The organism is Streptomyces sp. H39-S7 (genome assembly GCF_027158205.1).
Lineage (GTDB): Bacteria > Actinomycetota > Actinomycetes > Streptomycetales > Streptomycetaceae > Actinacidiphila.
In genome coordinates, this window is record NZ_JAPVLU010000002.1 from 158,328 (window position 1) to 175,566 (window position 17,239).

Sequence of the window (17,239 nt, forward strand, 5' to 3'; positions counted from 1 at the left end):
TTTGACGACGCCGGCGCGATATGTGGTCCGCCGCGTGTCCGGACGTCGATACGAATAAAAGATCACGCGGTGTGTCGGTGGGGGCCGGTACGCTCGGAGACAAGATGAGCGATGAGATGTCCCCCTCCGAGCGCTACGCCGCAGCCCGGCGTCGCGCGGCCGATCAGGCCACTGCCCTCGCGCCGTTCCGCGCGCTGTACGACTTCGACCTGGATCCGTTCCAGATCGAGGCATGTCAGGCTCTGGAGGCCGGAAGCGGAGTGCTGGTCGCCGCGCCGACCGGCTCCGGAAAGACCATTGTCGGCGAGTTCGCCGTCCACCTCGCCCTCTCCGAGGGCCGCAAGTGCTTCTACACCACCCCGATCAAGGCCCTGTCGAACCAGAAGTTCAGCGACCTCGTCAAGCGGTACGGCGCGGACAAGGTCGGCCTGCTGACCGGTGACAACAGTGTCAACGGCGACGCACCGGTGGTCGTGATGACCACCGAGGTGCTGCGCAACATGCTCTACGCCGGATCCTCGGCCCTCGACGGCCTCGGCTACGTCGTGATGGACGAGGTGCACTACCTCTCCGACCGCTTCCGCGGCGCCGTCTGGGAAGAGGTGATCATCCACCTCCCGCAGTCCGTGACGCTGGTGTCGCTGTCGGCGACCGTCTCCAACGCCGAGGAGTTCGGCGACTGGCTCGACACCGTGCGCGGCAGCACCGAGGTGATCGTCTCGGAGCACCGTCCGGTCCCGCTGTGGCAGCACGTGCTGGCCGGCCGCCGTATGTACGACCTCTTCGAGGAAAAGGAGGGCGTCGCCGAGACCGCCCGCCGCGAGGTCAACCCCGACCTCGTACGCCTCGCCCGCATGGAGAACCAGCGCACCGTCCACCCCCGCGACCGGTACAAGCGCGGGTACGAGGCGGACCGGGAGCGCGAGCGCCGCTCCAGCGGCAAGGTCTGGACGCCCAGCCGCGCCGACGTGATCGAGCGGCTGGACTCCGAGGGTCTGCTGCCCGCCATCACCTTCATCTTCAGCCGGGCCGGCTGTGAGGCGGCCGTCCAGCAGTGCCTGTACGCCGGGCTGCGGCTGAACAGCGATGAGAACCGGGAGCGGGTCCGGGCCATCGTCCAGGAGCGCACCCGGGCCATCCCGGACGAGGATTTGCACGTCCTGAAGTACTTCGAGTGGCTGGAGGGGCTGGAGCGCGGCGTCGCCGCCCACCACGCCGGCATGCTGCCGACCTTCAAGGAAGTCGTCGAGGAACTGTTCCTCAAGGGCCTGGTCAAGGCGGTCTTCGCCACCGAGACCCTGGCGCTGGGCATCAACATGCCGGCCCGTTCCGTGGTGCTCGAAAAGCTCGTGAAGTGGAACGGCGAGACGCACGCCGACATCACCCCCGGCGAGTACACCCAGCTGACCGGCCGCGCCGGCCGGCGCGGGATCGACATCGAGGGGCACGCCGTCGTGCTGTGGCAGCGCGGCTTCGACCCGGGTGCCGTCGCGGGCCTGGCCGGCACGCGTACGTATCCGCTGCGCTCGTCCTTCAAGCCGTCGTACAACATGGCGGTCAACCTGGTCGGCCAGTTCGGGCGGCACCGCTCGCGGGAACTGCTGGAGACCTCCTTCGCGCAGTTCCAGGCCGACCGCTCGGTCGTCGGCATCTCCAAGCAGGTGCAGCGCAACGAGGAGGGGCTCGACGGCTACAAGGAGTCGATGACCTGCCACCTCGGGGACTTCGACCAGTACATGGCGCTGCGCCGCCGGTTGAAGGAGCGCGAGGCCGAACTGTCGCGGCAGGGCCTCACCCAGCGCCGGGCCGCGGCGTCGGACGCGCTGGAGAAGCTCAAGCCGGGCGACATCATCCATGTCCCGGCGGGCAAGTACGCCGGGCTCGCCCTGGTGCTCGAACCGGGAGTCCCGGCCGGCCGCAGCCCCGGCCACCGGCGGCACGAGGACCATCAGGACGGGCCGCGTCCGCTGGTGCTCACCGCCGAGCGGCAGGTCAAGCGGCTGGCGCAGATCGACTTCCCGGTGCCGGTCGAGGCCGTCGACCGGATGCGGATCCCGAAGTCGTTCAACCCGCGCAGCCCGCAGTCCCGGCGGGACCTGGCCTCCGCGATGCGGACCAAGGCCGGCCACTACGAGCCGGAGCGGCACCGCAAGTCGCGGGCCGCGGCGGCCGACGACACCGAGATCGCCCGGATGCGCACCGAGATCCGCGCGCACCCCTGCCACGGGTGCGACGAGCGCGAGGACCACGCCCGCTGGGCCGAGCGCTATCACCGGCTGGCGCGCGACACCAAGCAGTTGGAGCGGCGCATCGAGGGCCGCACCAACACCATCGCGCGGACCTTCGACCGGATCTGCGGGCTCCTCACGGAGCTCGGCTACCTCAAGGGCGAGCAGGTCACCGTCGACGGCCGGCGGCTCGCCCGGCTCTACGGCGAGCTGGACCTGCTGGCCAGCGAGTGCCTGCGCGAGGGCGTCTGGGACGGACTCGGTCCCGCCGAACTGGCGGCGTGCGTCTCGGCGCTGGTCTTCGAGGCCCGGCAGTCCGACGACGCGCTGGCACCCAAGCTCCCGACCGGCAACGCCAAGGAGGCGCTCGCCGAGATGGTCAGGATCTGGGGCCGGCTCGACGCGCTGGAGGAGGACCACCGGATCCACCAGACCGAGGGCGTCGGCCAGCGCGAACCGGACCTGGGCTTCGCCTGGCCGGTCTACCGCTGGGCGTCGGGCCACGGCCTGGACCAGGTGCTCGGCGACGCCGAGATGCCGGCCGGCGACTTCGTGCGCTGGTGCAAGCAGGTCATCGACGTGCTCGGCCAGATCTCCGACGCGGCCCCGGACGACAGCCCGGTCCGCAAAACCGCCCGCAAGGCCGTCGAAGCCCTCCGCCGCGGAGTAGTCGCGTACACCTCAGTGGGCTGACCCCCTGCGGTGCCCTCCGCCCGCCGTCTCCATGCGGCGGGCGGAAGGCCGCCGCTTTACCGCGTGCTTCCCGCGCGGTCCAGCCGCTCCGCGAGTTCGACGAGCTCCGGCAGCCGCGACTCCCGCCCGCCGAAGCCCGGCAGCGGCACGTGCAGCTTCTCCGTCCACCGGGCGGGAATCGCCCCGAGCCCGTGGACGGCCCCGGCGAGTCCGCCGGTGACCGCGGCGACCGTGTCGGTGTCGCCCCCCAGGTCGATCGCCGCCCGCAGCGCCCCCTCGAACGACGAGGTGGTGCGCAGTGCCCACACCGCGGAGCCGAGACAGGGCCACACGGCTCCGTTGAACTCCGTGGCCAGTCGCGGGTGCCAGTCGGGGGCGAGGACGACCGCCCAGCGCTCCCGGTGGTCCTGCCGGACCTCGCCGAGAGCGGTTGCCACGGCCGCCAGCGGATCGCCGCCCTCGAGCGCCACCCGCACCAGCTCGTGGAAGACGGCCGTGCCTTCCCAGGCCGCGCCGTCGCCATGGGTGAGGGCGGCGATCCGCCGGGCCGCGTCCATCGTCGTGTCCCGGCCGGCCGGTGCGAAGTACACGGCCGAGGTCGTCGCCCGCATCAGCGAGCCGTTGCCCGCGGCGCGCCGGTTCACCTGGAAGTGCACGGCGGCGGCGAGGTCCCAGGGCATCCCGTTGCCGAGCACGTCCTCGGTCTGGAGTCCGATGTCCTTCGGTTCGGCCGCCGACCACCGCTGGAAGCGTTCGAAGATGTCGGGCAGGTCCAGGCCGCCGCACTCCAGGAGTGAGTCGGCGACCAGCACCGCCATCTGCGTGTCGTCGGTGGCCTCTCCGGGATCCCAGCCCCCGCCCCCGCACATCTCGCCGCCGCTGTCCGGGAACCGGGCGGAGAAGGTGCCCGCCTCGCCGAACTCGAAAGGCGCGCCGAGCGCGTCGCCCACCGCCGAGCCGACGACGGCGCCGGCCGCCCGTCGTCGGCGTTCCCGCTGATCCATGCGACTCCTTCGTGGGTCCTGCCGCGCAGGCTACGGCAGGCGGTGCCGGGCCGGACGGGGCGGGGAGCCCGGGACAAACTCGCGATGTATCGCGCTTGTCGGCGTCGCGTACACGCGATATGCTCGGCTGCGGATATACGGGAACGAGGTGAGGGTGATGGCGAAGCGGCGGAAGTTGTCCAATCCGTTGGCGTTGGCGGTGATGGCCACGTTGGGGGAGCGGGCGATGCATCCGTACGAGATCGCGCAGGTGCTCCGGCAGCGGGGGAAGGAGCAGAGCATCAAGATCAATTACGGCTCGCTCTACACCGTCGTCCAGAACCTCGAGAAGCACGGTTTCGTCGAGGTCGCCGGCACCCAGCGGCAGGGCAACCGTCCCGAGCGGACGCTGTACGGGCTGACCGCGTCCGGGCGGGTGGAGATGCACGACTGGCTGGCGGATCTGGTGGCCGTGCCGGTCCGGGAGTATCCCGCCTACGAGGCGGCGCTCTCGCTGATCCTGATGCTGCCGCCGGACGAGGCGGTCGGTCTGCTCAGGGAGCGGGTGGCCAAGCTGGAGATCCAGGTCGCCGCCATCCGCGGTGTGCTCGGCAAGCTGGACGGGGACCTGCCCCGCATGTTCCTCATCGAGACCGAGTACCAGGTGCACATGATCGAGGCGGAGATCGCCTGGACGGGCGGCTTCCTCGCCGAACTGACCGAGGGAACGGTCTCCGGGCTCGCCGAATGGCGGTCCTGGCAGGAGACCGGCGAGATCCCCGGCGAATGGGCGGAGATCGAGAAGCAGGTCGCGGACTCCGGGATCGGCGAACAGTTCCGGGAGCACATGAAAGAACTCTGACGCCGGGACGGCATCACCCTTGTCGACGTCTACTCCGGTGCCCGCTGCGGGAACAGCGGGCACCGGAGGCTTGACCCATCGACCGGACAACCGCGTGAAGCAGGTGCCAGGCGATCCAGGTGCGGCACACCCAGGATAGCCCGGCTCCCTTCCCGCGATCGGTTCGGCAGACACCGAAACACCGATATGCGGAGGCACATCATGACAACCACCCGCGCGCCCGCAGTGGCGGCGCACCACCTGATCAAGACCTATCCCGGCGGTATCACGGCCCTGGACGGCATGGACATCACCGTAGGAGCGGGCACCGTCTTCGGACTGCTCGGCCCCAACGGCGCCGGCAAGTCCACCACCGTCAAGATCCTCACCACGCTCGCCCGTCCTGATTCCGGAACCGCGATCGTCGCGGGCCATGACGCGCTGCGCCATCCGGACCGGGTCCGCCGCGCCATCGGCGTCGTCGCGCAGAAGACCGGCGCCGATCCCGTCGCCACCGGCCGGGAGAACCTGATCCTCCAGGGGCGGCTCTACGGGCTCAGGGGCGCCGAGCTGACCCGGCGGGCCGATGAACTGCTGGACCGTTTCGACCTCACCGAGGCCGCCAAGCGCATGGTGAAGACGTACTCCGGCGGCATGCAGCGCCGGTTGGACGTGGCCCTCGGGCTGGTCCACCGGCCCGAGGTGCTCTTTCTGGACGAACCGACCACCGGTCTCGACCCCGAGGCGCGCACCGCCATGTGGGAGGAGATCTCCCGGCTGGCCGGTGACGAGGGCCTGACGATCCTGCTGACCACCCATTACCTCGAAGAGGCCGACCGGCTCGCCGAGCGCGTCGCGATCGTCGACCGCGGCCGGGTCGTCGCCGAGGGCACCCCCGACGAGCTGAAGGGCGAACTGCGCGGCGACGCCGTCCAGGTGGTGCTGCGGGAGGACACCGGCGCGGTCGACGCCCGGCTGCTGGAGACCGCGCTGTCGGAGTTCGCGGGCGTCCGGGAGGCGGTCGTCGACGGACGCCATCTGCGGGCCCGCGCCGACGACGGCCCCTCCGCGGTGCCGCACGTGCTCGCCGTCCTCGAACGCGAGGGCGCGGCCGTCGCCTCCGTGACCGTGGCCCGGCCCTCCCTCGACGACGTCTATCTGCGGTACGCCGGCCGCCGCTTCGCGGACGCCGACGCCGGTGACGGTGCCCCCGTCCCGGCCACCGCCGGAGGTGCCCGATGAGTACCGCGACCCTGAACCACACCTGGTACATGACGCAGCGCCAGCTGACGGCGATCCTGCGGCAGCCGGCCTTCCTCGTGATCACCCTGGTGCAGCCGGTGATCTGGCTGTTCCTCTTCGGTTCCCTGTTCCGCAGGGTCGTCGAGCTGGGCGGCTTCGGCACCACGTCCTATCTGGACTACCTGGTGCCGGGCGTGGTGGTGATGAGCGCCCTGTCCTCCAGCATGTGGGCGGGGATGGGCACCCTCGAGGAGATCGAACGCGGCACGCTGAACCGCTTCCTCGTGACCCCGGTCAGCCGGGCGGCGCTGATGAACGCCAACGTGGTGCAGCAGGGCATCAGCACCGCCCTGCAGTCCGTGGTGATCGTGCTGCTGGGCAAGCTGGGCGGCGCCACCTACCCGGGCGGTGCCACCGGACTGCTGGTCCTGGTCGTCGCGGCGATCCTGCTCGGTACGGTGTTCGGCGCGTTCTCCAACGCGCTCGGCATGCTGGTGCGGCAGCGCGAGAGCATCATCGGCATCAACACCTTCCTGCTGCTGCCGCTGACGTTCCTGTCCTCGGCCTTCATGGCCGTGACGCTGATGCCGTCGTGGATGCGGCACATCGCCGACTTCAACCCGGTCAACTGGGCGCTCGTGGCGGGCCGTTCGGCGATGGCCGCCGACCCGGACTGGGGCTCCGTGCTCAGCCGCGGGGGTGCGCTGCTGGTGCTGGCGGTGGCCGCGGTGTGGTTGTCCACCCGCACCTTCCACGCTTACCAGAAGTCGGTCTGAGGATCCCGCGTCCGAGGATCCCGCGGAACACGTACGGCCGGGCCCGGGTCATCCGGGTCCGGCCGCCGTGCGTGCGCATCAGGTGTCAGGACGTGCCCGTAACGCCTTCCTGTTCCTGCTCGACCTGCTGGTTCCACTCGCGCTTGGAGGCCTGCCACCCGTCCTCGTCCGCGCCGCGCCGCCAGTAGCCGGAGATGGAGAGCTGCTCACGCTCCAGGCCGCGGTCGATCCGCAGATGGCGCCGCAGTTCCTTCACGAACGTCGCCTCACCGTGCACGAAGGCCTGCGCGGTGCCCGGCGGGAACTCCAGGGCCTGCACCGCCTCGACGAGCGCGGCGCCGATCGGCCGGTCGCCGCGGTGCAGCCAGACGATGTCCGCCTTCCCCGACGGAACGATCGCCTGCTCCTCCTCGGGGCCGGCGACCTCGATGAACGCCTTCGCGAGCGCTCCCTCGGGCAGCCGCTCCAGGGACGCGGCGATGGCCGGCAGGGCGCTCTCGTCACCGACGAGCAGATGCCAGTCGGCGTCCTCACCGGGCGAGTACGCGCCGCCGGGGCCGGCGAACAGTACGTGCTCACCGGGCTGGACCCGGGCCGCCCACGGGCCCGCGATGCCCTCGTCGCCGTGGTGCACGAAGTCGACGGTCAGCTCCACCGCCTGCGGGTCCCAGGCGCGCACGGTGTAGGTGCGGGTGCGCGGCCACTGGTCGCGGGGGAAGTCCCGGCGGACCGTCTCCAGGTCCATGGGCTCGGGGTACGCGACCCCGTCCACCGGGAACTGCAGCTTGATGTAGTGATCGGTGTGCTCGCCCGCGCCGAAGTCCGCGAGCTGCTCGCCGCCGAGCACCACGCGGATCATGTGCGGGGTGATGCGTTCGGTGCGCAGCACGCGCGCCCGGTTGAGCTTCGGGGTCCTGCGCGCCGGACGGTCCGCCATGGACTGTTCCCACCCTTCGTCGGGTAACTCGGGTACCTCACTGCAACTTAGGCAAGCCTAACCGATGGGTGGGCTACGGCGTCAGCCAGATATAGGAGGCGAACCGGCCGGTGGTCTGCTCCCGCCGGTACGAGAACAGCTCCTTCGACTCGATGGTGCAGCGCGGGTCGTGCCGGACCTGCGCCACCCCGGCCCGGGTCAGCTGCCCGGCGATGCCCGCCCGTACGTCCAGCCCTGCTGTGCCCTGGGCGGTGGTGGCCCACGCCTCGGGGACCGTGGCGCAGACCTCCTCGCGCAGGGCGTCGGGAACCTCGTAGCAGGAGCCGCACGCGGTCGGCCCGATGAAGGCGACGACGCGGGCCGGGTCGGCGCCCTTGGCGACCATGGCGTCGACGGTGGCGGGCACGACGCCGGCCGCCGTCCCCACCCGCCCGGAGTGCGCGGCGCCGACGACCCGGGCCACCGGGTCGGCCAGCAGCACCGAGGCGCAGTCGGCCGCCAGCGCGACCAGCGCGAGGCCGACCTCGGACGTCACGACGGCGTCGACCGGCGGCGCGTCGGGACCGAAGGGCGCGGTCACCTCGGCCACCGTCGCACTGTGCACCTGGCGCATGAGCACGACGCGCGACGCGTCGAGGCCCAGCTCGAACGCGGTGAGCCGCCGGTTGCGGCGGACGGCGGCCGGGTCGTCGCCGGTGGCCCCGCCGAGATTCCTGCTGTCGTACGGGGCCCTGCTCACCCCGCCGTGCCGGTCGGTGACGGCGTACCGCACTCGTGGCGCCAGTTCCATGCGCAGTCTCCCTCGGGTCGGCCTGTGCCAGCAGCGTACGGGCTCGGCCGGCGCGGCCCGGAGCCCGGCGGCCGCCGCGGGCTCACCGCGCGGTACGGCCGGCGAGGGCCTCCACCGCGGCGGCGACCGCGTCCGGGTGGGAGATCATCGCCAGATGGCGGGCCCCCGGGATGAGCGTCGGAGCCGGGGCTCCGACGCGTTCGGCGGTCTCGGCCGGGGTCCGCGCGCTGAACACGTCGTCCCGCTCGCCGAAGACGACCGCCTTGGGCGGCTCCACCCGGCGCAGCCCCGCCAGCCGGTCCGCGGACATCCCGGGAACGCCCTCGCCGAGCATGCTCCACAGCGCACCCTCGGCGCCCGCCACCCGCAGCGGCCGCCGCCACTGGTCCAGCCCCGCGCCGTCCAGCCGCGGGCATCCCGGCCCGCACTGGGCGTTGTACACCGTGCGGATCAGCCAGTCGGAGCCGAGGCCGAGCCGCAGCAGGGTGGTGCGGTACGGGTCGATCAGCACGTAGCGCAGCGCGGGCGGCGGGCCCGCGCCCGTGTCGAGGGCGTCGCCGTCGAGGAGCATCACCCCGCCGATCCGTCCGGGCGCGCGCAGCGCGGCCTCGGCGACCATCGCCGCGCCGCTGGAGTGGCCGACCAGGATCGGGCGCTCGCCGGGACCGCCCAGCCGCACGGCGTCGAGGAAGCCCAGCAACTGCTGCGTGAAGTGGTCGACGGTGTACGGGCCGCTCCGTTCGCTGTACCCCGAGCCGGTCAGGTCCAGGGCGTACACCCGGTGGTCGCGGGCGAGCAGCGGGGCCAGCCGCGACCAGGTGCCGGCCGACTCGAACGCGCCGTGCACGAGGACGACCGGCGGGCCCGCCGTCCCCCACGTCTCGTAGCGGGTGTGGATACCGGCCGCCTCCACGTACGTCAGTCCCGGCGGCGGCGCGGCCCGGTCGGAGGTGAGCCCGTTGTACGCGAACGACGCGGCCGTCACCGCGACCAGCAGCGCGGCACAGACCAGCGCGGTACGCCGGGCCCACCGACGCGGCCGGGAGCGGGGCGCGGGCGGTGCCGGTGCCGGCTCCTCCGCGGGCGGCGTCCCCGCGAGGACATCCGGCGCGGGCTCTTCGTTCGTGCGCGTGTGATCCAAGGCGGTTGTCCCGGTCGTCGATGGCCCGGCGGAGGCGGTCCGCCCCGCCGCACCACTCTCGCCTCCGGCCCCGCCCGGCCGCGTCCGGCGCGAGGAGGGGCCGGCCGTACTCCGGCCACGGCAGCCGGTCCGCGGCGCGTACTCCCGGGGGAGCAGCGCCGCGGCCGGGGCCTACCCGTGCAGCCGGACCGGGATCTCCTGCCAGCCGTAGGCGATGAACGACGGCACCTGCCGCAACTCGTCTGCCTTGGCGGCGAGTTGCAGGTCCGGGAAGCGCTCGAAGAGCGCGGGGAGCGCGGTGAGGGCCTCCATCCGGGCGAGCGGGGCGCCGATGCAGCGGTGGACGCCGATACCGAAGGCGAGGTGGTCGTCCGACTTCCGCGCGGCGTCGAACTCGGCGGCGTCCGACCCGTAGTGCTCCGGGTCCTGGCCCGAGGCGGCGTACGTGGTGACGATGGCGTCGCCCGCCGGGATCGTCACGTCCCCGATCGTGATGTCGGACACGGCGAACCGCAGCGGGAGCGAGGCGATCGACGGCGCGACCCGCAGCACCTCGTCGATGACGTTGTCCCAGCCGATCTCGCCGGCGCGGACGGCCGCGAGCTGGTCGAGGTGCTGGAGCAGCGCCACCACGGCGTTGCCGATGAGGTTGACGGTGGTCTCGAAGCCGGCGCCGATGACGAGGAGCAGGGTGTAGAGCAGCTCCTCGTCGCTGAGCCGGTCGCCCTCCTCGTCACGGACCTTGATGAGCTCGGTGGTCATGTCGTCGCCGGGGTGGCCGCTCTTGTAGCCGATGAGAGCGGGCAGCACGGTGCCGATCTGCTGCTGGACGGACGCCGCGTGCTCCGGGCTGGGGTCGGAGGTGTCCATGATGGCCGCGATCAGCCGGCCGGTGTCCTCGCGCAGATCGTCCGGGACGCCGAAGAGCTCGCAGATCAGCTGCATGGGCAGCGGGTGGGCGTAGCCGGTCCGTACGTCGACCGGTTCGCCCGAGGCACCCGCGGCTTCGAGCCGGTCGAGGAGTTCGGCGGTGATCGCCTCCACCCGGGCGCGCATCGCCTCGGTGCGCCGCGCGGTGAAGCTGGGGGCGACGAGCTTGCGCAGCCGGGTGTGGTCGGGGCCGTACGTGGAGAGCATGTTGACCACGCCGACCCAGCCCATGATCCAGCCCCAGGCGGGGTGTTCGCCGATCTCCGGGAAGAGCGACCAGTGCTTGCGCGGGTCCTTGCTGACCCGGGGGTCCAGGATCAGGGCCTTGAGGGTGTCGTAGCCGGTGGGCGCCCAGGCGGGGATGCCGCCCGGCAGTTCGACGGCCACCACCGGGCCGAGGGCGCGCAACCGGGCGCTCTCGGCGGGGATGTCGGCACCGAACGGGTCGATGGCCACACGGGGGGACACGGTCATGCTCGGTCTCCTGGCTGGTCGGGGGTGCGCGGGGTGAAGCGGACGGGAAGCGCCTTCAAGGAGCGGTGGAACGGCCCCGGGCGCCAGGTGAGGTCCTCGCGCGGAGTGGTCGCCGTCAGGTCGGGCAGCCACTGGGTGAGCCGCTCGATGGCCTCCGTGGCGATCAGCAGGGCCGACTGCTTGACGGGGCAGGCGTGCTCGCCGGCCCCCCACGACAGGTGCGAGGCGTCCTTCGGGTGGTGCGTCCCGGCGAACTCCTGCTCCGAGAAGAGCGCCAGCGCGCCGTAGGAGACGACGACGGGCACGGCCGCCTGCACCCACACGCCGTGGAAACTCAACGACTCGCGGGCGTAGAGGATGCCGTAGTTCGCCAGGGGGGTCTCGTACCGCAGCACCTCGACGACGGCTTCCATGACCGGGCGCGAACCGCTGGTCAGCGTCGAGTAGTAGGCGGGGTTGCCGAGGATGCGGGAGAGCGCGTTGGAGACGAGGTTCGCGCTGGGCTCGTGGCCCGCCCCGAGGGTGAGGAAGACCTGCCAGACGACCTCTTCCGGGGTCAGCTCCAGCGGGTGGTCCAGCAGCCAGCTCGTCAGGTCCTCGCCGCGCTGCGCGCTCTTGGCGCCGACGAGCCCCATGACGTAACTGCCGTACTCGGCCTCGCCCTGGGCGGAGTCGGCCCCGCCCTCCATCATCTTGCCGAGCGCCGCTTCGAGCCGCCCGCTCTCGCTGTCCGGCAGCCCGAACAGGTTGTTGAAGATCAGCGACATCAGGGGGCGGGCGAAGTCACCTACGAGGTCGGCGCTGCCCGCCGGGCCGAACCGGTTCACCAGCACGTCCACCGCGCGGTGCACCCGCTCGCGCAGGTCGTGCGGTTCCACCAGGTCGAAGGCGTCCACCAGGGTGCGGCGGTAGCGGATGTGCGCGTCGCCGTCGGAGAACAGGGTGTTGGGCCGCCAGCGCATCATGCCGAGGATCGGCGAGTCCTCGGCGACCGTGGCCTCCCAGGGCCTGGGGTCGTGCGACCAGGTCTCGGGGTCGTGCAGCACCTCCAGCGCGGCGCGGCGGTCGGTGACCACGTACGCGGGGATGCCGGGGCCGAGTTCGGCCCAGCCGATCGGGCCCTGCGCCTTCAGCGTCGCGTAGTAGGCGTGCGGGTCGGCGGCGAAGCCGTCCTCCCACAGGCGCACCGGCGCGGACAGCGAGAAGGTCTCGGCGGGGGCAGGGTAGGGAGAGGGGTTCACCAGGTCTCCGGACGGTCGCGGGCTATCAGGTGCTGGACGAGGGCGAGCAGCGAGTCGATGGAGGAGTTGGCGTCCCGGGCGTCGCAGCTCACCATCGGCGTGCCGGGATCCAGGTCCAGGGAGCGGCGGAGCTGGTCCTCGGTGTAGGACCGCGAGTCGGGGAACGTGTTGAGCGCCACGGCGTACGGCAGTCCCGTCTCCTCCACCAGGCCGAGGACGTCGAAGGAGTCGTCGATGCGGCGGGTGTCGACCAGCACCAGGGCGCCGAGCGCCCCGTAGGCGATGTCCGCCCACAGCGAGCGGAAGCGCTCCTGGCCGGGGGTGCCGAACAGGTACAGCACGACGCCGCCGGCCAGGCTGACCCGCCCGAAGTCGATGGCGACGGTGGTGGTGGTCTTGTCCCGGACCCCGGCCAGGTCGTCCACCTGGACCGAGGCCTCGGACATGTGCTCCTCGGTGTGCAGCGGACGGATCTCCGAGACCGAGTCGATCAGCGTGGTCTTGCCCACCCCGAAGGGGCCCGCCACCAGGATCTTCACCAGGTCGCGGGCGCTGTCCGGCAGGTGCAGGCCGTCGGTGCCGGTGCTGGCGCTACTGCTTGAGGGCGCGGAGGCCATCGGCCACTCTCTTCAACAGGTCGGGGTCGTGCAGGGCGGCCGGGGGTACGGGCGGGCGGGCGCTCACCAGCCCCAGGTCGATCAGATCTGCGGCGAGGACGCGGACGGCGGAGACCGGCAGTTCCAGCAGGGCCGCGGCCTCCACCACGGTCAGCGAACCGCCGTTCAGGACCTTGAGCAGCGCGTGCCGGGCGGCGGGGAGCCCGTCGGGGACGTGCTCGTCGCCGGTCAGCAGCGAGAGACGCTCCAGGCTGTTGCGGGTCGGTCGCGCCACCCCGCCGGTGGACAGATACGCGGGGACCAGGGGGCGGCCGCTCCGGCGGCCCGTCATACCGGAGAGCCGCCATCGATTCCCCGGGGCGCGGCGGCCATCGCCTTCTCGCCGAGCCGCGCCACCTGCGAGTGCACCCGGTGGGCGAGCAGGTCGAGCCGTACCTCCGGGTCGCCGAAGGCGGCCACGACGGTGCCGTGCGTGGTGGGCGCGACCAGGATGTAGCCGTGGTCCGACTCGATGACGATCTGGCGGATCTGCGCGTCGTTCCGGTCGGCGAAGGCCGCGGCGGCGGCCCGGCACGCACCCTGCACCGTGCTGGTGATCGCGGCGGTGCGCTCGGCGGTGGCCTGGGACAGTTCCGCGGAGAATCCGGAGACCAGCCCGTCCCGGGTGAGCAGGACGGCCGCCCGGACGTGCGGGATCTCCAGGATCGGGTCGAGCACCCACGCCGTGTCACCGGCTTCTCGGCTGGTCATCGCGCGTCGTTCCCTTCGGTTTCGAGTGCGGATCGGGCGGCGGCGGTGCCGGACTGCAGGGCTCCGAGCGCGGCGGCCGCCTCCTCGGGGGTCCGCTCCCGGGCCCGCGGCGCGGCCGGCGCGGCCGGCTCCTCGGGCCTGACGTGGGCGGTCGCGGCATCGGCGCGGACCCGGCGGCGGCGCTGCGGCAGGACCTCGCCGTCCGGCGCGGGCTCGTGGATGACGGCGGGGCGCGCGGCGACGGGAGCGGCCGGCAGCGCCTTGGCGTGTGTCACGCGCTCCGCCGGCGCCTCCGGGCGGGTGGAGCGCGGGGTGCTGGCCGCGGGCGGCCGCTCGGCCGGGTCGATCTTGCTGAGCAGGTGGTTCTTGACGAGCAGAACCGCGCGGACGCCGCCGTAGGGCGACGGCGACGACAGGTCGACGGCGAGGTCGAACTTCCGGGTCAGCTGGCCGATCGCGGCCAGCCCCATCCGGGGCGGGTCGCCCAGCTCGGACAGCAGGATCGGGTCGCGTCCCGCCACCATCCGCTGGGCGTAGGCCCGTTCGTCCGTGGCCATGCCGACCCCGGAGTCGTCGATGGTGATCGAGACGCCGTGGTGGGCGCGTTCGAGGTGGACCACGACCTCGGTGTCCGGGGCGGAGTGCCGCAGCGCGTTGTCGAGGAGTTCGGCGACGATGATCGCGACGGGTTCCACGGCGTGCGAGACGAGCGCCATGCCCGGCTCCAGGTGGTTGTTGATCTGCACCCGGTGGTAGCCGACGAGCCGGGACTGGCCGCCGGTCACCGCCTCCACCAGGTGGGACTCCTCGCGGGCCAGCCCCACCCAGGCCCCGCACACCACGGCGGTGACCTGCGCGCGCCGCAGCGACTGCTCGTTCTCGTGGTCGAGGGCGAACAGGGTCTGCGACAACTCCGGGTCGTCGTAGTGCTCCTGCATGCCCCGCAGCACGTCCTGCAGCCGGTACAGCCCGGCCTGGATGTCCCGGGTGGCGCCGCGCATGCCCGCGCGGGCGGCCGCGTCGACCCGCCGGCGTTCCTGCGCCATGGCGGTCAGCAGTCCGTCCAGGATGCTGTCCAGGCCCGCGCCGACCGGGGTGCCGTCGACCTCGGGGTGGAGGGGTCCCGGCACCTGGATGTGCGGGTGGGCGGCGCGGGTGGCCTCGGCGGGCATGCGCTGGTTCGCCAGGTGGACGATCTCGGCGGTGAACGCGTCGGAGGAGCGGCCGAGTTCCTGCCGGGCGCCGTCCAGATGGGAGCGCAGGGCGGCGATCTCCTCGCCCTGCCGGGCCTGATGACGGCGCGAGCGCAGCAGCCCGCCCCCCAGGACGAACGCCAACACGGTCCCGGCGGCCAGGCCGCCGGCGGCCAGGTCCGGTATCTCGATCATCGAATGGACCTCAGGGAGATCAGGGAGCGAGGGAAGTGGTGCGGATCCGCCCCGAAAGCGGATCCGCACAGTACACACCGCGACCGACCGGTCCCGCACTGTTTTGGGAGAAGATCCTTTCGAATTTGGCCGACTGGGGACATGTTCTGTCCGAAGTGTCGGACTGCGCCTCGAAGTTGTTACCCAGCGGTCGGGGCTCCGGACCTAGTGGGCCTCGTCCAGCGCGGCCAGCAGGCGCATCAGGGAGCCGCCCAGGCCCCACTGCTCGGCGAGGGATTCGAGGACCTCGGGGTCGGCCGGCTCGTGGGGGAGGGCCGGGTCGAACGCGGGAAGGGGAACGTCGGGGGCGACCGTGACGACCTTGGGGGCGACGTCCAGGTACGCCGAGGCCTGCACGATCCCCTTGCGCTTCGCGGGCGTGAGCTTGGAGACCGGGTCCGCGGCGGCACGCCGCACGCCCGCGAGGTCGCCGTACTCGTTGATGAGCTGCGCCGCGGTCTTCTCGCCGATGCCCTTCACCCCCGGAAGGCCGTCGCTGGCGTCACCGCGCAGCGCCGCGAAGTCGGCGTACTGGTCGGCGCGGACACCGTAGCGTTCGCGGATGACGTCCTCGGTGATGAGGTCGCAGTCGCCGACGCCCTTGCGGGGATAGAGCACCCGCACGCCGCGGGCGTCGTCGACGAGCTGGAACAGGTCGCGGTCGCCGGTGACGATGTCCACCGACCACAGGGCCTGGCCGGCGAGGGTGCCGATGACGTCGTCCGCCTCGTAGCCCGCGACGCCGACGCGCGCGATGCCGACGGCGTCGAGCACGGCCTCGATGACGGGCACCTGCGGGGAGAGTGTGTCGGGGATCTCCTCGGTGTCCGGACCCGACGCGCCCTCGGGCGCCTCCTGCGCGACGCGGTGCGCCTTGTAGGAGGGGATGAGGTCGACCCGCCACTGCGGCCGCCAGTCGGCGTCCATGCAGGCGACGAGCTCGTCGGGGCTGTGGTCGACGACCAGGCGGGTGATGAAGTCCAGCAGTCCGCGCACCGCGTTGACGGGCGTCCCGTCGGGTGCCTTCACCGACTCCGGGACGCCGAAGTAGGCGCGGAAGTACAGGCTCGCGGTGTCGAGCAGGAGCAGCTTGTTCGGGCGCGCGTCAGTCACGCGGCCAGCATGGCACGCCCGCGGCGGCGGATCCCGTGGCGCTGCTGTGGGGCACGGGGTGAAAGGTGACCTGAGTCACCGTTTGGTTTGGTTCGGCCGATCGCGGGCAGCGGCGGGTCTTGAAGTGAGCGACCCACAAGCGGGGGCTGTGCGTCGCTCTTCCTGCGAGCCGTGAGGTATTTGTGTCGAGGCTGCAAGTCGAGCATCTGTACAAGGTCTTCGGGCGACAACCCGAAGCAGCGGTCCGCCGGCTGGAAGCCGGTGCGGACCGGGACGAGCTGCGTGAGGACGGCGTCACAGCCGCCGTCATCGACGCCTCGTTCGAGGTACAGGAGGGCGAGGTCTTCGTCGTCATGGGCCTGTCCGGGTCGGGCAAGTCCACTCTCCTGCGCACGCTCAACGGGCTCCTTCCGCCCACGGCGGGGCGGGTCCTCTTCGACGGCCAGGACCTCACCGCCCTGAACGACACAGAACTGCGCCGCGTGCGCTCGCACAGCATCAGCATGGTCTTCCAGCACTTCGCGCTCTTCCCGCACCGCAGCGTGCTGGAGAACGCGGCCTACGGCCTCGAGGTGCAGGGCGTCGCCCGCGCCGAGCGCGAGCGCCGGGCCGCCGAGGCACTGGAGCTGACCGGACTCGGCGGCTGGGAGAAGTCCTGGCCCGACGAACTGTCCGGCGGTATGCAGCAGCGCGTGGGCCTGGCCCGCGCGCTCGCCACCGAGGCCCCCGTCCTGCTGATGGACGAGGCGTTCAGCGCGCTGGACCCGCTGATCCGCCGCGAGATGCAGCAGCAGCTGGTGGACCTGCAGAAGACCCTGCGCAAGACCATCGTCTTCATCACGCACGACCCCCACGAGGCGGTGCGCCTCGGGAACCGGATCGCGGTCATGCGCGACGGCCGGATCGTGCAGAACGGCACCGTCGAGGAGCTGCTGCTGCGGCCCGCCGACTCCTACGTCGCCTCCTTCATGGAGGACGTGGACCGCGGCCGGGTGCTGGCCGACGTGGGCGCGAGCCCCTCCGGTACCCCGGGCAAGACCCTCGGAAAGGAGTCGG

Annotated in this window: 15 protein-coding genes and 1 pseudogene; 5 read left to right on the forward strand and 11 right to left on the reverse strand. The window is 72.2% G+C overall.

Translation table 11 applies throughout. The features are described from left to right. The first annotated feature begins 104 nt into the window (after positions 1-104). Positions 105-2,921, forward strand: a complete 2,817-nt coding sequence (locus tag O3X23_RS02515; protein ID WP_269269388.1) for a DEAD/DEAH box helicase — start codon at positions 105-107, stop codon at positions 2,919-2,921. A gap of 56 nt (positions 2,922-2,977) precedes the next feature. On the opposite strand, the gene O3X23_RS02520 is transcribed toward O3X23_RS02515, so the two are convergent. Beyond that, positions 2,978-3,925 carry an ADP-ribosylglycohydrolase family protein gene (locus O3X23_RS02520; RefSeq protein ID WP_269269389.1) on the reverse strand — a complete coding sequence of 316 codons (948 nt, stop codon included), beginning with the start codon at positions 3,923-3,925 and terminating at the stop codon, positions 2,978-2,980. A 157-nt stretch (positions 3,926-4,082) separates the two neighbouring features. Here O3X23_RS02520 and O3X23_RS02525 point away from each other — a divergent pair, with 157 nt between their 5' ends. The 3 genes from O3X23_RS02525 to O3X23_RS02535 all read left to right on the forward strand — a co-directional run bounded on the left by O3X23_RS02525 (position 4,083) and on the right by O3X23_RS02535 (position 6,763). Further along, on the forward strand, positions 4,083-4,766 hold the full coding sequence (locus O3X23_RS02525) for a PadR family transcriptional regulator (RefSeq protein ID WP_269269390.1): 684 nt from the start codon (positions 4,083-4,085) through the stop codon (positions 4,764-4,766). A gap of 201 nt (positions 4,767-4,967) precedes the next feature. Further along, the gene (locus tag O3X23_RS02530; RefSeq protein WP_269269391.1) at positions 4,968-5,987 is read left to right on the forward strand and encodes an ATP-binding cassette domain-containing protein; all 1,020 of its coding nucleotides are present in this window, start codon (positions 4,968-4,970) and stop codon (positions 5,985-5,987) included. After that, positions 5,984-6,763, forward strand: a complete 780-nt coding sequence (locus O3X23_RS02535) for an ABC transporter permease (RefSeq protein ID WP_269269392.1) — start codon at positions 5,984-5,986, stop codon at positions 6,761-6,763. Before O3X23_RS02530 ends, O3X23_RS02535 begins: the two co-directional genes overlap by 4 nt. 85 nt (positions 6,764-6,848) lie before the next feature. On the opposite strand, the gene O3X23_RS02540 is transcribed toward O3X23_RS02535, so the two are convergent. From O3X23_RS02540 to O3X23_RS02585, 10 genes are all read right to left on the reverse strand, one after another. Continuing rightward, on the reverse strand, positions 6,849-7,700 hold the full coding sequence (locus O3X23_RS02540) for a siderophore-interacting protein (RefSeq protein ID WP_269269393.1): 852 nt from the start codon (positions 7,698-7,700) through the stop codon (positions 6,849-6,851). A gap of 73 nt (positions 7,701-7,773) precedes the next feature. After that, positions 7,774-8,490, reverse strand: coding sequence for a peptidoglycan editing factor PgeF (gene pgeF / locus O3X23_RS02545; protein ID WP_269269394.1), 717 nt, complete (start codon positions 8,488-8,490; stop codon positions 7,774-7,776). Between the two features lie 82 nt (positions 8,491-8,572). Then, positions 8,573-9,631: an alpha/beta fold hydrolase gene (locus tag O3X23_RS02550; RefSeq protein ID WP_269269397.1), complete on the reverse strand. Its 1,059-nt coding sequence runs from the start codon at positions 9,629-9,631 to the stop codon at positions 8,573-8,575. Between the two features lie 171 nt (positions 9,632-9,802). Then, on the reverse strand, positions 9,803-11,035 hold the full coding sequence (locus O3X23_RS02555; protein ID WP_269269398.1) for a cytochrome P450 family protein: 1,233 nt from the start codon (positions 11,033-11,035) through the stop codon (positions 9,803-9,805). Beyond that, the gene (locus tag O3X23_RS02560; RefSeq protein WP_269269399.1) at positions 11,032-12,276 is read right to left on the reverse strand and encodes a cytochrome P450; all 1,245 of its coding nucleotides are present in this window, start codon (positions 12,274-12,276) and stop codon (positions 11,032-11,034) included. Before O3X23_RS02560 ends, O3X23_RS02555 begins: the two co-directional genes overlap by 4 nt. Further along, the gene (locus tag O3X23_RS02565; protein ID WP_269269400.1) at positions 12,273-12,893 is read right to left on the reverse strand and encodes a GTP-binding protein; all 621 of its coding nucleotides are present in this window, start codon (positions 12,891-12,893) and stop codon (positions 12,273-12,275) included. Before O3X23_RS02565 ends, O3X23_RS02560 begins: the two co-directional genes overlap by 4 nt. Continuing rightward, positions 12,868-13,224 carry a DUF742 domain-containing protein gene (locus tag O3X23_RS02570; RefSeq protein ID WP_269269401.1) on the reverse strand — a complete coding sequence of 119 codons (357 nt, stop codon included), beginning with the start codon at positions 13,222-13,224 and terminating at the stop codon, positions 12,868-12,870. Before O3X23_RS02570 ends, O3X23_RS02565 begins: the two co-directional genes overlap by 26 nt. Further along, positions 13,221-13,643 carry a roadblock/LC7 domain-containing protein gene (locus O3X23_RS02575; protein WP_269269402.1) on the reverse strand — a complete coding sequence of 141 codons (423 nt, stop codon included), beginning with the start codon at positions 13,641-13,643 and terminating at the stop codon, positions 13,221-13,223. The genes O3X23_RS02570 and O3X23_RS02575 overlap by 4 nt, the downstream gene beginning before the upstream one ends. Next, entirely contained in the window at positions 13,640-15,031 is a 1,392-nt protein-coding gene (locus tag O3X23_RS02580) for an ATP-binding protein (RefSeq protein ID WP_269269403.1), read from the reverse strand. The genes O3X23_RS02575 and O3X23_RS02580 overlap by 4 nt, the downstream gene beginning before the upstream one ends. A 204-nt stretch (positions 15,032-15,235) precedes the next feature. Then, complete coding sequence (locus O3X23_RS02585) at positions 15,236-16,183, reverse strand: 5'-3' exonuclease (RefSeq protein WP_269269404.1); 948 nt, start codon at positions 16,181-16,183, stop codon at positions 15,236-15,238. A gap of 182 nt (positions 16,184-16,365) precedes the next feature. Here O3X23_RS02585 and O3X23_RS02590 point away from each other — a divergent pair. Then, positions 16,366-17,181 (forward strand): annotated as a pseudogene (locus O3X23_RS02590) (quaternary amine ABC transporter ATP-binding protein); the annotation flags it as partial. Positions 17,182-17,239 lie beyond the last annotated feature (58 nt).